The 14527-nt window shown below is 37.9% G+C and carries 12 protein-coding genes and 1 pseudogene; 9 read left to right on the forward strand and 4 right to left on the reverse strand.

Annotated elements, in window-relative coordinates:
• Positions 1–909 carry a DMT family transporter gene (locus AC2117_RS04445; protein WP_042898533.1) on the forward strand — a complete coding sequence of 303 codons (909 nt, stop codon included), beginning with the start codon at positions 1–3 and terminating at the stop codon, positions 907–909.
• 29 nt (positions 910–938) lie between these two features.
• Here the strand turns inward: AC2117_RS04445 and AC2117_RS18970 are convergent.
• Positions 939–1019 (reverse strand): annotated as a pseudogene (locus AC2117_RS18970) (PilZ domain-containing protein); the annotation flags it as partial.
• A gap of 147 nt (positions 1020–1166) precedes the next feature.
• Here AC2117_RS18970 and AC2117_RS04455 point away from each other — a divergent pair.
• The 3 genes from AC2117_RS04455 to AC2117_RS04465 all read left to right on the forward strand — a co-directional run bounded on the left by AC2117_RS04455 (position 1167) and on the right by AC2117_RS04465 (position 5561).
• Positions 1167–2402: a lipoprotein-releasing ABC transporter permease subunit gene (locus AC2117_RS04455; RefSeq protein ID WP_045429455.1), complete on the forward strand. Its 1236-nt coding sequence runs from the start codon at positions 1167–1169 to the stop codon at positions 2400–2402.
• Positions 2395–3081 carry an ABC transporter ATP-binding protein gene (locus tag AC2117_RS04460; RefSeq protein WP_004643715.1) on the forward strand — a complete coding sequence of 229 codons (687 nt, stop codon included), beginning with the start codon at positions 2395–2397 and terminating at the stop codon, positions 3079–3081. Before AC2117_RS04455 ends, AC2117_RS04460 begins: the two co-directional genes overlap by 8 nt.
• Before the next feature lie 83 nt (positions 3082–3164).
• A complete protein-coding gene (locus tag AC2117_RS04465) occupies positions 3165–5561 on the forward strand; it encodes a DNA internalization-related competence protein ComEC/Rec2 (RefSeq protein ID WP_133972198.1) in 2397 nt (798 codons plus the stop codon).
• On the opposite strand, the gene AC2117_RS04470 is transcribed toward AC2117_RS04465, so the two are convergent.
• Positions 5550–6533 (reverse strand): lysophospholipid acyltransferase family protein, encoded by a 984-nt coding sequence (locus AC2117_RS04470; protein ID WP_128814565.1) that lies wholly within the window; start codon positions 6531–6533, stop codon positions 5550–5552. The two genes, AC2117_RS04465 and AC2117_RS04470, sit on opposite strands and share 12 nt — an antisense overlap.
• A gap of 132 nt (positions 6534–6665) precedes the next feature.
• On the opposite strand from AC2117_RS04470, the gene sppA reads away from it, so the two are divergent.
• Complete coding sequence (gene sppA, locus AC2117_RS04475; protein WP_133972200.1) at positions 6666–7682, forward strand: signal peptide peptidase SppA; 1017 nt, start codon at positions 6666–6668, stop codon at positions 7680–7682.
• A gap of 21 nt (positions 7683–7703) precedes the next feature.
• Positions 7704–8513, forward strand: a complete 810-nt coding sequence (locus tag AC2117_RS04480) for an alpha/beta fold hydrolase (RefSeq protein ID WP_133972202.1) — start codon at positions 7704–7706, stop codon at positions 8511–8513.
• 66 nt (positions 8514–8579) lie between these two features.
• On the opposite strand, the gene purN is transcribed toward AC2117_RS04480, so the two are convergent.
• A complete protein-coding gene (gene purN / locus AC2117_RS04485) occupies positions 8580–9209 on the reverse strand; it encodes a phosphoribosylglycinamide formyltransferase (RefSeq protein WP_009393679.1) in 630 nt (209 codons plus the stop codon).
• Positions 9206–10276, reverse strand: coding sequence for a phosphoribosylformylglycinamidine cyclo-ligase (purM, locus tag AC2117_RS04490; protein WP_133972203.1), 1071 nt, complete (start codon positions 10274–10276; stop codon positions 9206–9208). Before purM ends, purN begins: the two co-directional genes overlap by 4 nt.
• Before the next feature lie 135 nt (positions 10277–10411).
• Here purM and cxpE point away from each other — a divergent pair, with 135 nt between their 5' ends.
• The 3 genes from cxpE to rbtA all read left to right on the forward strand — a co-directional run bounded on the left by cxpE (position 10412) and on the right by rbtA (position 14514).
• On the forward strand, positions 10412–11605 hold the full coding sequence (cxpE, locus tag AC2117_RS04495) for a chloramphenicol efflux transporter CxpE (RefSeq protein ID WP_133972205.1): 1194 nt from the start codon (positions 10412–10414) through the stop codon (positions 11603–11605).
• A gap of 20 nt (positions 11606–11625) precedes the next feature.
• Positions 11626–12324, forward strand: a complete 699-nt coding sequence (gene hda, locus AC2117_RS04500) for a DnaA regulatory inactivator Hda (RefSeq protein WP_042898540.1) — start codon at positions 11626–11628, stop codon at positions 12322–12324.
• A gap of 330 nt (positions 12325–12654) precedes the next feature.
• Positions 12655–14514, forward strand: a complete 1860-nt coding sequence (rbtA, locus tag AC2117_RS04505; RefSeq protein ID WP_133972207.1) for a rhombotarget A — start codon at positions 12655–12657, stop codon at positions 14512–14514.
• The last annotated feature ends 13 nt before the right edge of the window (positions 14515–14527 follow it).

Raw genomic sequence — 14527 nt, forward strand, 5'->3', positions numbered from 1 at the left:
ATGCCATCGCAAACCAATTTGGCTTTAACCTATGCCTTGTTAGTGTTTATCTGGGCAACAACTCCATTGGCAATCGTTTGGAGCGTGTCCGATCTACATCTTATGTGGGCATTGTTGTTACGCTTTTTTATTGCATTACCTTTGGCCGTAGCCATATTACTGATTTTAAGAACACCTTTTCCAACGCATCGACAAGCTGTTCATAGTTACGTTGCCGGTTCTTTTAGCTTAATTGGTTCTCAAATTTTTACCTATGCTGCTACCCAATATTTAAGTTCAGGCATGATTGCGCTTATGTTCGGTTTAGCACCCATTATGGCTGGGCTGATTGGTCGTTTTGCATTTGGGCAGCAACTTTATAAGTTGCAATGGCTAGGTATGGCGATTGCAGTATGTGGTTTAGCGATTATTTGCTTGAATGGATCAAATCAGCATGTACATCCGTTCGGCATTGTTCTCATGCTAATGAGTGTGTTTGTTTATTCTTTTTCAATTTTTTGGGTAAAGAAAGTGAATGCACAAATTCAGCCTATGGCTCAGGCAACGGGCTCTATTTTAGTTTCTTCAATTTTAGCAAGTTGTCTTATTCCATTTATTTGGCAATATGCACCGACACATTTACCAGAAGCTAAATCTTTATTTGCTTTAATTTATACAGTACTGATGGCTTCATTAGTCGCTATGTTCTGTTATTTCAAACTTATACAGAATATTCAGGCAACGACTTTATCTTTAACAACGGTAATTACCCCAATGTTAGCCATGATGATTGGAGCGGCTTTAAACCACGAACAACTTTCGATTATGGTGTTTGTGGGGGCTTTAATTATCCTGTTTGGACTATTTTTATACTTTTATAAAGACATTCAAGCAAATCGAAATTTTGTCCGACATATTAAGCCTAAATAGGAGAAGATTTGGGTAATTTGTTGAGCTTATTCATTAAATTGTTCTAATTCGTAGCGAAATGCATGATCAAATTGATCTCCCAACTTAAGTAGTAGAAAATAGCGCAGCAATATAATATTAGGATTGTTAAGGAAAGATCAGAACTTACTGATTTTTAAACCTTAATACAGCATCTAACGATATGGTAAATAGTAGATGTGGATGCGATTGACATGAGCATCAGCTATTTTCCATCAATCACCTTGGATTTAGAAGGTATGTTTAAACCAATCTCACTGTATATAGGGTTGAGATATACTCGCGCAAGACGCAGTAATCATTTTATTTCTTTTATTGCATTGGTTTCGATGATCGGTTTGACACTAGGTGTCGCTGTGCTGATTACGGTACTTTCTGTGATGAACGGTTTTGATCGCGAATTAAAAAACCGTGTTTTAGGAATGGTTCCGCAAGCGACAGTTTCATCTACACAAATCCTCACGGATTGGCCTGAACTGGTAAAGCGAGTTGAACATCATCCACATGTAACTGGGGTTGCACCTTTTACCCAATTGCAAGGTATGTTAACCGCGCAAGGGCAAGTCGCTGGTATTATGGTGACGGGTATTGACCCAAAATATGAAAAGAATGTGTCTATTATTCAAAATCATATTGTTGCTGGTAGCTTAGATTCACTTAAAAAAGGTGAGTTTGGTATTGTTCTTGGTAAAGATATGGCCGATTCATTAGGCTTGCGTCTTAATGACAGTGTGACATTGGTTTTACCTGAAGCAACGCCATCTCCAGCGGGTGTAGTGCCTCGTTTCAAGCGCTTTAAAGTGGTTGGTATTTTTAGTGTAGGTGCTGAAGTCGACTCTATGGTGGGATATATCGCTCTCTATGATGCATCAACACTATTACGCTTACCAGATGGTGCTCAAGGTGTCCGTTTAAAACTAGATGATATTTTTGCCGCGCCACAAGTTGCAGATGACTTGGTAAAAAGTTTGCCAAGCAATTTTTATGCAACGAACTGGACCTATACGCATGGCAATCTGTTTAATGCCATTCAAATGGAAAAAACACTAGTTGGTTTGTTACTTGTACTTATCATTGTGGTTGCAGCATTTAATATCGTTTCGTCATTGGTCATGGTCGTGACTGATAAAAAATCTGATATCGCCATTTTACGTACATTAGGTGCGTCACCATCGATGATTACTAAAATATTTATGGTGCAAGGCACCGTGATTGGTGTGATTGGTACAGTTGCGGGTACGGTTTTAGGTGTAATTTTGGCTTTAACCATTAGTGATATCATTTCATGGTTTAACAATGTGTTGGGCCTAAATCTATTTGATGCTTACTTTGTGCATTACCTTCCTTCTTATTTAAGATGGCAAGATGTGACGATTATTGTGATTGTGTCTTTACTTTTAAGCTTCTTGGCGACTATCTATCCGGCGCTTCGTGCTGCCAAAGTTCAACCTGCCGAGGCACTGCGCTATGAGTAAAATTGTTTTAGAAGCAAAAGATATCTATAAACATTTTGATGATGGTAAATCTAAGGTTGAAGTCATTAAAGGTCTTTCTTTACAAGTTGAAGCAGGGCAGTTTGTTTCGATTGTTGGTGCGAGTGGTTCAGGTAAAAGTACTTTGCTTCATGCACTAGGCGGTCTAGAGCAACCAACGCAAGGACAAGTATTTTTAAATGGTCAGCGTTTTGATAATTTAGGTGAAGCCGAGCGTGGTTTTCAACGTAACAAGTACCTTGGTTTTGTTTATCAATTTCACCATTTGTTACCTGAGTTTACTGCGCTTGAAAATGTGGCAATGCCTCTTATGCTTCGCCCAGATAGCCAATACAAATCGGTAAAAGCACAAGCTGAATATTTACTAGACCGAGTGGGATTATCTCATCGTATGGACCATCAGCCAGGTGAGCTTTCAGGCGGTGAGCGCCAACGTGTTGCTTTAGCTCGTGCTTTGGTCACTCAACCTGCGGTTGTTTTGGCTGATGAACCTACCGGAAACCTAGATCGTAAAACAGCTTTAGGCATTTTTGAATTATTGACCGATCTTAAGAAAGAATTAAATATGGCGATGCTCATTGTGACTCATGATGAACAGTTAGCTCAGGCAGCAGATTCAATCTTGCATATGGAAGACGGTCTTTGGGTGAGCGGTTCTTAAAAAATTGTCATTAAATCACATTGTTAAAGCCCACTCAGTTGGGCTTTAATTTTGCCCCTAAAAAGATAACGATATGACTTTAAATGTTAAAACTTATTTTAGTGGGGTGGGTTGGAGGTATTGCATTTATGGGAATAGATTTTCCTCTAATAACGCAATATGGTTGGGTTGGTAAAGTTCTCCTCTTTATCAGCTTTATTTTTTATGTTTTTAAGCAGTACATCGTTGTAAATCGACCTATATTAAAAGCAGTTTACTATTTAGTTTGTGGGGGAAGTCTCTTTATTATAGGTCATCAATATGCTCAGCACGCCTTAAATGAAAGATTACAACTACGGGAGATGCAACCTGAGTCTTTAGACATTGTTGTGTATATAGACCGAATAAGCGAGGAAAAAGATAATAAGACACAGCAACTCGCTCAAGTTCTAGGGCGATCACCCCATGTGGTGAATTGGTTATTATATTTAAAAAATGAAAATGAGAACGCATTGATAGAAGGACCAAAATTACAATTAGGCCACTACTATCGAATTTCGGGTAAAACCAGACCAGCTCATAGTTACGCAGTATCAGGTGCTTTTGATCAGGAGCAATGGTTCATTCAACGAAATATAATGTCAGGTTTCAGTGTCCAGCATATTGAACCTTTAAGCTCTGATGAAATTTATCGATTGGGTTATCAAAAACATTTACAACAGCAACAAAAGTTTTTTACTAGGCAACAATTAAATATAGAAAAATTGCGCCTAAAATTTAGATTGATGCTAAAAAAATCTCCCTTACAGAACAAAGGACTGCTATTAGCACTTCTAACAGGAGATGAAAGCCTTTTAAATGAGGATATTAAAAATCAATTTAAGCAGTTAGGAATCTCTCATTTGTTGGCCATTTCAGGGCCTCATGTCCTTATCTTTGCAATCATGTTGTCTTGGGGAGTACATCAATTAGTACGACGTTATTATCCGCAGATTTATTTGTGGCAACCCAAGCAAATATTGGCAATGATTCCCTTATGTTTTGGGGTTTTGATTTATACAGCTTTCGTAGGCTTTGAAATTCCAGCCTTAAGAACTTTAATTTCAGTATTTTTATTTGCCTTTTTATTTTTAGTCAAACTGCCTGTTAAACCATTTTCGCTCTTAGTTTACAGCGCAAGTCTACTTTTACTTTTTGATCCATTTAGTGTTTTATCGGCAGGTTTTTGGCTCTCTTATGGTTCTTGCTTTATTTTATTACGCATTTATCAAACCATAGTACAGACTCCAAATCTTGCTTCAGTGAGTCTGCTATCTAGAATAATTCTTTTAAGCAAAACCCTCATTGAATCTCAGGGCAAAATATTTATCGCCCTATGTCCCCTAATGCTGATTTTCTTTCAACAAATTTCATGGGTTGCACCTCTCACAAATATTATTGCAGTTCCTTTGCTAGGAGGAATAATTGTTCCTTTGAATATTTTTGCTGCTTGTGTGTGGCTTATTTTTAATTCAATTGGAAATGCACTCTTTCAGATTAATGATATTTTGCTCAGTATAGTACTGACATGTTTTAGTCTTTTAGAAAAGTTATCTCTACCGTTGCAAGGTTTTAGCCTGACACCACTTGCTTTAGTGTGTCTTAGCTGTGTCATTATTATCTTATTCTTACCACGTGGTGTTTTACCGAAATCTTGGGGTCTCATATGTTGTTTACCATTAATCATTCCAAATAAGTCATCCCAGCAAATCCAATTAAATATTATAGACGTAGGCCAGGGCCAATCTATTTTTTTACAACATCCAGAGCAGACATGGTTAATTGATACGGGTGGTTCTTATGATGAGAAAGCTTTTAGTATTGGTCAAAATGTAGTGATTCCATATTTACGTCAGAAAGGTATTAAACAATTAGATCATGTGGTGTTATCTCATCTTGACCAAGATCATAGTGGTGCATTTCCTGCCATCAGTCAGGCTTTCCCTATCAAACAAGTTATATCGAATGAGTTGTGGAAAGAGCAGGTTAAAGAACCATTTACTTATTGTCATCAAGGGCAAAAATGGCAATACCCCCAGTTAGATATTGAGATACTTTGGCCTAAAGAAAATGATTTAAATTTAGTTTCTTCAAATCAAAATCAATACTCTTGTGTCGTTTATATTCATTTGAAACAGATAAAAGGTTATCAAAACTATTTAATTATGGGAGATGCTGGATGGGAAGCAGAATATCAATTGATAAAAGAATATCCTGATTTAAAAGTAGATGTTTTGGTATTAGGTCATCATGGTAGTAAACATAGTTCTGCCTATGACTTTTTAGCAACTTTAAATCCCAAGCTGGTTGTTGCTTCTGCTGGGTTTAATAACCGATATGGTCATCCAAGCAAAGAAGTCTTAGCAAGAATACAAAAACTTAATATCCCGTTTAAAAGCACAGTTGAACAAGGAACATTAAGCTTTGTATCTCGCAATCATCAAATGGTTTTATACACTTGACGTTTCGAGCGTACATGGCTTCACAGGACTTTGTGAAGCTTCGGCTTTAAGTCTATCTACAATTTGAAGTGCTTCATTTGGATCAATATTGTAAATATTATCTAAAGCAGGATTTGCTTTAAAACGTTTATAGCTCCAGTGATAATGCTCTGGGTAACGCTGAATGAGTTGTTCGATAGCCTGATGAATGACATAAGTTCCATCATCCGCACTACCTTGGTAGATTTTCTCATCCATAGGTTCAATGTGCATCGTAAAGCCGTCATTTTCGTTACGAATTGCATAAAGAAATAAGGCTTTTGCTTTAGTTTTTTGGATGAGCTTGGCACTTAAATTACTTGAAGCAAGTGGAACACCAAAATAATTGATCATATCGCCGCCTACGTTGGGCGTATGGTCAGGTAAAATTGCGGTGGTTTGACCTTGTTTTAAAGCTTTAAAAATTTGTCTTACACCACTTTCATCAGTAGGAACCAAGTTGGCTTGTTCACGACTACGGGCATCTCGAACAAAACGGTCCGCATCTTCATTTTTTACAGGCTTGTATAAAATTGTCATTGAAGTGAACTGTGAACACCAGGCATTCATGATTTCCCATGTGCCAAAATGTGGGATGATCATAACAAGCCCTTTTTTTGCTGCAAGCGCTTCGTGATAGTAATGTTCACCTTCAACATGATGAATTCTCTCGATATTCTTACTATTTGATGAACCCCAAATACTTAAAAATTCAAAGTATGAGGTGATTTCATTACGAATAGCTTGTTGCGTAATCTCTATTCGCTGCTGTGGCGTTAAATGTGGAAGGGCGATTTGTAGGTTTAGTTCTATACTTTTTGATGTTTTAGTAATTTTTAAAGTATTGATTAACCCTGCCAACATACGAGCAAGAAAACGTCCAAATTTAATTGGCTGACGGCTAAAAGTTTTAAGTAGGAAATAGTTCATGCTTTTTATATCTAATTTGGTCATCTATCGCGGAAAAAGGAAGCAATAATTAAAAAAAGATAAAATTATTATAAATGAAATCATATTATTTAGACAGTTTTTATCAAATCAACGTATATAATGACATCATTTTAGATTAATTTGGATTGGAATTTTATGTCCGATTGGCCGCCAAAACCACAAAATGAACCTATAACTCCTAAACAGAATGGACAAGAATGGCAAATTCTAGAGAAGGCTGTGCTTGCCTCTGTCGAGGAACAGCGTCGTAGCCGCCGTTGGGGTATCTTTTTCAAAACATTAACTTTTATTTATTTGTTATTCATTATTGTACTCATGGGTAAAGGCTGCTCAACCAGCAAAGAAGGCTCTGCTGTAAGTAGTAGCAGCGCTCATCTGGCAGTGGTAGATATTATTGGAACTATTGATGCTTCAAGCAATCAAGCTGTAAATAGTGAAGATACCAATAAAGCGCTTAAGCGTGCTTTTGAGGCATCAAATAGTAAAGCTGTTGCACTTAATATTAACTCACCTGGCGGTTCTCCTGTTCAGTCTGATGAAATCTGGCAGGAAATTCGTTATTTGAAAAAACAGCATCCTGATAAGAAGGTTTACGCCGTTATTGGTGATATGGGTGCATCGGGTGCATACTATATTGCTTCTGCTGCAGATGAGATTATTGTTAATCCATCGAGTTTAGTGGGCTCAATTGGGGTCATCATGCCTAATTATGGTATTAGTGGTTTGGCTCAGAAGCTTGGTATTGAAGACCGGACGTTAACCTCTGGAGCTAATAAAGACATTTTAAGTATGACAAAACCGATTGATCCTGTTCAAAAGCAACATATTCAGTCTGTTCTTGATAATGTTCATACTCACTTTATCAGTGCAGTTAAAGAAGGGCGTGGAAAGCGTTTGAAATCGAATGATCCAGCTATTTTTTCTGGTTTATTCTGGACTGGTGAACAAGCAATCCAGTTAGGTATTGCTGACCGTTCAGGTAACGTTACGAGCTTGATGCGTGAACTAAATCTTGATAATAAAGTTGACTACACGATTGAGCGTAACCCATTACAATCAATTTTAGGTCGTATGGGTGCGCAAATAGGGCAAGGGGTAAGTGAATCTATTGCTCAAGAAGTGCAGACTAGTCAAAGCGCAAAATTACAATAAAATCTGTTTTAGGATAGCGGTATGTCAATGAAACCAGTTATACACTTTGCTCATGCGAATGGCGTACCCTCAAAAGTGTATCAAAAACTGTTTGACCAATTGAAAGAGGAATATGACATTATTTATGTTCCTCTGATTGGTCCGGATAAACGCTATCCTGTGACGAATCATTGGCCTTCTTTGGTTGATCAGGTGATTGATAGTATTGTGCGGCAGGCGAAAGGACGTAAAGTCATTGGACTTGGACATTCTCTTGGTTCAGTTTTAACGTTGATGGCATCTTTTCAGCGTCCTGAACTGTTTTCTCAAGTGATTATGTTAGACCCACCTCTTATTTTAGGGCGATATTCATTTGCTTTTCATATGGCAAAATTATTTCGTCCTAAATTGGTTGATGCAATGACACCAGCGGGCTTATCTGCACGTCGTCGTGAACATTGGGACTCTAGAGAGCAGGCTGCTGAATTATTGCGTCCTAAAGGCTTCTATAAAGATTTTGATGAGGATTGTTTTCAAGCTTACATTGACTATGCTTTAAAAGAAGACTCGGTCCGCGGTGGTGTCACTTTAACTATTTCTCGTGAAGATGAAGTTGCAATTTTCCGTAAAAATCCTTCTTGGTGGTGGCTACCAATGCCAAAACCTAAGATGCCTGTGCATTTGGTCGTGGGGAAAGAAAGTGCTTTCTTAAAAAGAGGCTTTCCTCAAATGGCAAAGCGAAAAATGGGAATTCCGTTTACTGTAGTTGAAGGAGGGCATATGTTCCCTCTAGAACATCCTATTGATACTGTGAACTCTATAAAGAAATTGATTCATCAACAGCAAAGTTAATTTTTAAACTTATAAAAAAGGACATGCCAGCATGTCCTTTTTTATTTTTGCTTTTAAATAAAAAATTTACCAATTTGCAAAACGAATAGGGTGTTCAAGAACTTGATCACGGAAATAAGCTTGACCATTTTTCCATGTAAGTTGACCGTTACATAACCACTCTGCTACTTGTGGGTAGATAAAGTGCTCAAGGGTATGTACTCGATCTGCTAATGAAGCGGCAGTATCATGTTCTTTAACTGAAATAGCGGATTGAGCAATTGATTGACCAGAATCTAGTTCAGCAGTGACAAAATGTACGGTACAACCATGTAAACGATCACCTGTGTTTAAAACACGTTGATGAGTGTTCACACCTTTATAAGCAGGAAGCAGTGAGGGATGTATGTTCAGCATTTTCCCTTGCCATTTATTGACAAAGGTGGGAGTTAAAATGCGCATGAAGCCGGCTAAAATAACCACATCCACTTGCCAAGCCAAGAGTTGTTGATGCATTGCTTCATCAAAAACTTCACGAGTTGGAAAGTCTTTATGGGAGATAACAGCGGTAGCAATATTAGCTTTTTGAGCACGCTCTAGGGCATAAGCATCTGCTTTATTAGACAGTACACCTACAATTTGCCCTGATAGATTTGCATCTATCAAGGCTTGTAAATTACTGCCGTTCCCAGAGACTAGAACAGCAATTTTTATCATGCAAAGATCACACGAATTTTTTCGTCTGCACCTTCCACTGATTCAGCATTTTCTTGGATGTGTCCAATTTTCCAAGCTTTTTCACCTTGAGCATTAAGCACTTCAATTGCTTTTTCTGCATCATTGGCATCAACAGCAATGACCATACCTACGCCACAGTTAAACGTACGGTACATTTCAAAGCGTTCTACATTGCCTTCGCGCTGTAGAAGTTGGAATAACTCAGACCATTCCCAAGAAGCTTCATCAATGACAGCTTGTGCACCATTTGGTAATACACGAGGTAAGTTACCTGGTAAACCGCCACCAGTAATGTGTGCCATAGCATGTACATCAACTTGTTTGCATAGCTCAAGAACTGGTTTTACATAAATACGAGTTGGCTCCATCGCAACATCAGCAAGAGAGCGACCATCAATTATTTGAGTTAAATCAACGTTTTTAACGTCTAAAATTTTACGTAATAATGAATAACCATTTGAGTGAGCACCACTTGATGCAACACCAATAAGCACATCACCAGACTTTACTTTAGAGCCATCAATAATTTTACTTTGCTCAACAACACCAACAGCAAAACCAGCAAGATCGTAATCTTCGCCTTCATACATGCCTGGCATTTCTGCGGTTTCACCACCTACAAGTGCGCAACCTGCAAGCTCACAACCTTTACCAATACCAGTAACAACATTTGCAGCAACGTCAACATTTAAGTGACCAGTTGCATAATAATCAAGGAAGAATAATGGTTCTGCACCACAAACCAAAAGATCATTTACACACATAGCCACAAGATCTTGGCCAATTGTGTCATGACGATTAAGATTAAGTGCCAAACGTAATTTAGTTCCTACACCATCGGTTCCAGAAACTAAAACAGGTTCTTCATAACCTTTAGGAATTTTGCATAGTGCGCCAAAGCCACCAAGACCGCCCATTACTTCAGGACGACTTGTACGTTTAGCGACTGACTTGATACGATCGACCAGTGCGTCGCCCGCTTCAATGTCGACACCCGCATCTTTATAGCTTAAACCGGTATTTGGGGTAGAAGTTGAGTTGCTCATAAATGAAGTCTCCGCATTGGCGGGAGATTATAACCTGAATATACGAAACTCTTATGTTATTTATGCTCGAAAATGCTATCTTTAATAAAAATATTTTTTCATTTATAACGATTAAATCAAAAAAGGCTAGATTTTATGCAAGATCGTATACTGCGCCGTATTTTTTTACTCGCAGGTATTGTATTGCTGGTATGGGTATTGTACTTACTCAAGCCTGTAGTCATTCCTTTTATCGGCGCTTTTTTCCTGGCTTATTTATTCAGTCCACTTGTTGATGTTCTGGTAAAAATCAAATTGCCTCGCTGGTTAGCAATTAGCGTAGTGTTTATAGGAATCGGTGTAACACTAACCATTGCATTGTGGTATTTGGTTCCCCTTATCTGGAAACAATTAGTTTACGCCCGAGATAGCATTCCAGCTGGTATACATTGGATTAATGCAGAACTATTACCATGGGTTTCTTCGACATTTAATGTTCAGCAAATGGAAATTGACACAGAGCAGATGTCTAAAGCTGTGATGGAATATGTTCAAACCAATTATAGTGCCGATAGTATTCAGTCAGTGTTATTAAAATTGGCCCAGTCTGGTTTGAATTTTATTCAAATTGGTGGAACAGTTGTTTTAATTCCAATTATTGCTTTTTATTTTTTACTAGACTGGGACCGTATGCTACAAAACTTACGTCGTCTCATTCCACGTCGATATGAAGCAAATACTTTACAGATCGTTGGCGAATGCCATAGCGTTTTAGGGGCATTTGTTAAAGGTCAGTTTCTCGTCATGCTATTGCTAGGCATAGTATATGCAGTTGGTTTGCAGCTCATTGGTTTGGAAGTTGGTCTTATTATTGGTATGGTGGCTGGCCTTGCCAGTATTATTCCTTATTTAGGATTTGCAGTAGGTATTATTGCCGCCGTAATTGCAAGTTTGTTCCAGTTCGGATTGGACTGGATGCACTTATTACTTGTTGGCGTAGTTTTTATGATTGGCCAAGCGATAGAAGGCTATATTCTACAGCCATTCTTATTGGGCGATAAAATTGGTCTATCTCCTGTAGCAGTTGTCTTTGCCGTATTGGCCGGTGCACAACTTGCTGGTTTCTTGGGAATGTTAATTGCATTGCCTGTTGCTGCTGTGATTGTGGTGCTATTGAAACACTTAAGAGATAACTATGAACGAAGCTCACTTTATGCTCCACCTTCTGCGTTAGTAATACAACAGGGCGATCTTGAGCAAATTCATGTAGAAACCGAAAGCACTAAGCTTGATCTTGAGGTTAAAACACAGCAAGATACAGATAAACTGAAACCATCTGACCAGAAATAATTTCAAGGTTAATTCAATATATGCGTCAACTCCAACTGGATATAGAACCTCAACTTGATGCTCGAATCAGTGATTTTTCGGGACCAAGTTGGGGGAATGTAGTCGATGCTGTGCGTCAACTACATGCTGGTCTGGTCAGTAGGTTTTATATCTACGGTGGCGCAGGGACAGGTAAGAGTCACTTACTTTCTGCAATTTGTGACTCTTATTTAGAAATAGGCAAATCTGCAATTAAAGTTTCTTTACTTGAACTTCTTGATGCTCCTATCGAAGCAATTACTTCTTTAGAGCATTATGATCTTGTGGCTTTAGATGATATTGAATCGATTAGTGGTGTGCCGCATTGGCAAAAAGCTGTCTTTCATTTAATGAATAATCACGAAGGGCAGTTGGTATTTTCTTCGCGTGTAGCGCCTATCGAATTAAAGTTGGAATTACCAGACTTACAGTCACGACTTACCCAAGCTGTCAGCGTTAAAGTGCCGAGTGGAAGTTTATATGCGGACCGCTATGCCTTGGTTACCTCTGTAATGTCTAGACGTGGTATCCATTTTGATCAGCAAATTGTTGACTATTTATTGTTACATGGTCCTCATCAACCTTCTCTTTTATTACAGTCAGTTGCCCAATTAGAAAAATTACTTAAAGGTGAAAAAACAAAACTTTCGAATGCAACTTTAAGACAAATTTACGCTTTGATTGATGAATATCAACAATAGATATTCTTTCATTTGAGCTTATGGCTTTGTCTGAACTTTGCATTAGCCATTTAATTTTTCTGAATCAAAATATAAAAACGAATTATGAAGTAGTTTTCTTTCTATACTTCAAGCCTTCTGTTGATTTTAAAATAGTTAATTTTTTGCATTTAAAAAAGTTTTTTAAATCTAACAGGCTTTTTGTAATGTAGCTTTAAAATGACTCTACAGGCCGACCAAAATGTCTTGAGAAATTCTAGTTCCTGTGACAAAGTACGCACAAAGGATGCGGTTGCAAAAGCGGAAATTTTGCAATTTTGACAAAGAAAAATGAAAAAAAGATGTAAGGAGATGGGTATGCTCAAACGGAGCATTGCTTTTGCTTTATTGGCTGTCGCTGGACACGCTTATTCTGCCGATATTCAAGTCACAAGCTTAATTGATGAAGATAAAGATGATACGCTCTGTACATTGCGTGAGGCTGTACAATTTCTTAATTATCGAGCATCTTCCAATGCTGCTGATGTTGAAAAATATGCAACTGGTTATCATGGATGCGGAAATAAAGAGGCTTCTTCAAATATTATTTTGCAGCGTGATAAAGAATATACTTTGAATAAAAGTATAACAATTACTGTTCCTTTAGCTATTAGTACAGCAAAGAATGATTCTACATTGGTTGAGGAAGGAGCACCCAATTCTCATAATGCATTAATTAAAATGGCAGGCACGGATCAACTATTCCGTGTAGATGATGGTAGTGTTGAAAAAGCCTCTTTTACAGTTTCATTTATTGATGTCAATTTAAAAGGTGCCGGATCAAAAAGTGCAGTACCTGATGGTGATGGTGGATTAATTTATAACCATGAACAATTGGTCATTCAAAATTCACGTTTAATAGATGGGTATGCTACTCGTGGCGGGGCAATTTATAACGCGGGAATTTTATCTAATACTACAAAAACAGCAGGCTCGGTAATGATTACTAATAGCCTGATGCAGAATAATAAAGCGAGTCAGGGCGGCGTTTTATATAGTGATATGCCACTTTACTATATTGGTCGCTCTGTCGTGCGTGATAATGAAGTGACTGCTGCAGATGGCGCATTGTTCCACGCACAAACTAAATTTGCAGATGAAAGTACTGGTGGCTATTTAACCTCTCGTGCTATCGGTTTAAGTAATAGTACGATTTTTCATAATAAAGGTAGTTTTATTGCCAATGTCCGAGATGGAATGGTGATCAATAACATTACAATGATTAAAAACACGGGTGGGCTATTTTTTGATGCTCCACAAGGAAAAGCTTCCGTTTCTAATAGTATTCTAGTGGGCAATACAACCAACTGTCAGACATCTGCAACAGATAAGACGATTGTACAGAGCAATTTGGTGACTACGGAATGTAACCGTAATGCTTCAGCAACACTTCCTAATATTATTTATCCAGCCAATGAAAAACTAATAGCAGGGAATGCAGATGAAGGAACATGTGATGTACCACCTGCAGATGGATTGCTTTGTCCTTATTCAACACCAAGTAATAGTTTCTTAGGTTTCTTTAAACCCAGAATTCTCGATAAATATACGAGCTTTTCACAATCATTATTAATTAACAAAGGCCGTTTATATAGTGATGGAACTTCAGTCGGTTTAGCAAGTTGTGAAAAACAAGATCAACGTGGAAAAAATAGAAGTGCTTATGATGAGCTATGCGATTTAGGCTCAATTGAATTAACAATTAACCGAGATGATATTAGTACGCATGGTCAAGATATTAAATATGGAGAAATTGCCAAGTTTAATATTGCTGATGTTGTGGGTGATGGTGAATTAGTTTCTCCACAAACATGTGAAAAAATGTTTGGAAAAAGAACAGATGGTAAAGCATGGCAATCAGGTTGTATGAAAGTGATTCAGACAAGCACGTCATCTAAGGGAACTTTGTCGATTGATACACAAGGAAACTTAACTTATGTTCCAAATGATAACTGGCATGGAGCCGATGTATTTAACCTTTTAATCGTCACAACTATAACACGTTTTAATAATGCAGCAGATGTTTATCTAACGGTTCCAGTTCAAATCGTACAAGATCCACCATCAGGTATTGAAGATAAAACTGTAAGCACGGGTGGCGGGGGGAGTGTCAGTGGTGGCTTAATTTTAGGTTTATTTGGCTTAATTGCTTTGCGACGTTTAAAGTCATAATCAAGGATGATAA

The sequence above is a fragment of the Acinetobacter calcoaceticus genome, assembly GCF_900520355.1.
Taxonomy (GTDB): domain Bacteria; phylum Pseudomonadota; class Gammaproteobacteria; order Pseudomonadales; family Moraxellaceae; genus Acinetobacter; species Acinetobacter calcoaceticus_C.

What these genes read in the sequence shown, in the direction of transcription:
- AC2117_RS04465 (WP_133972198.1), top strand. Translation starts at nt 3,165, where the DNA reads ATGTTAAAACTTATTTTAGTGGGGTGGGTTGGAGGTATTGCATTTATG.
- AC2117_RS04455 (WP_045429455.1), top strand. Translation starts at nt 1,167, where the DNA reads ATGTTTAAACCAATCTCACTGTATATAGGGTTGAGATATACTCGCGCA.
- purM (WP_133972203.1), bottom strand. Translation starts at nt 10,276, where the DNA reads ATGAGCAACTCAACTTCTACCCCAAATACCGGTTTAAGCTATAAAGAT.
- AC2117_RS04470 (WP_128814565.1), bottom strand. Translation starts at nt 6,533, where the DNA reads ATGACCAAATTAGATATAAAAAGCATGAACTATTTCCTACTTAAAACT.
- AC2117_RS04480 (WP_133972202.1), top strand. Translation starts at nt 7,704, where the DNA reads ATGTCAATGAAACCAGTTATACACTTTGCTCATGCGAATGGCGTACCC.
- AC2117_RS04445 (WP_042898533.1), top strand. Translation starts at nt 1, where the DNA reads ATGCCATCGCAAACCAATTTGGCTTTAACCTATGCCTTGTTAGTGTTT.
- purN (WP_009393679.1), bottom strand. Translation starts at nt 9,209, where the DNA reads ATGATAAAAATTGCTGTTCTAGTCTCTGGGAACGGCAGTAATTTACAA.
- sppA (WP_133972200.1), top strand. Translation starts at nt 6,666, where the DNA reads ATGTCCGATTGGCCGCCAAAACCACAAAATGAACCTATAACTCCTAAA.
- hda (WP_042898540.1), top strand. Translation starts at nt 11,626, where the DNA reads ATGCGTCAACTCCAACTGGATATAGAACCTCAACTTGATGCTCGAATC.
- AC2117_RS04460 (WP_004643715.1), top strand. Translation starts at nt 2,395, where the DNA reads ATGAGTAAAATTGTTTTAGAAGCAAAAGATATCTATAAACATTTTGAT.
- cxpE (WP_133972205.1), top strand. Translation starts at nt 10,412, where the DNA reads ATGCAAGATCGTATACTGCGCCGTATTTTTTTACTCGCAGGTATTGTA.
- rbtA (WP_133972207.1), top strand. Translation starts at nt 12,655, where the DNA reads ATGGGTATGCTCAAACGGAGCATTGCTTTTGCTTTATTGGCTGTCGCT.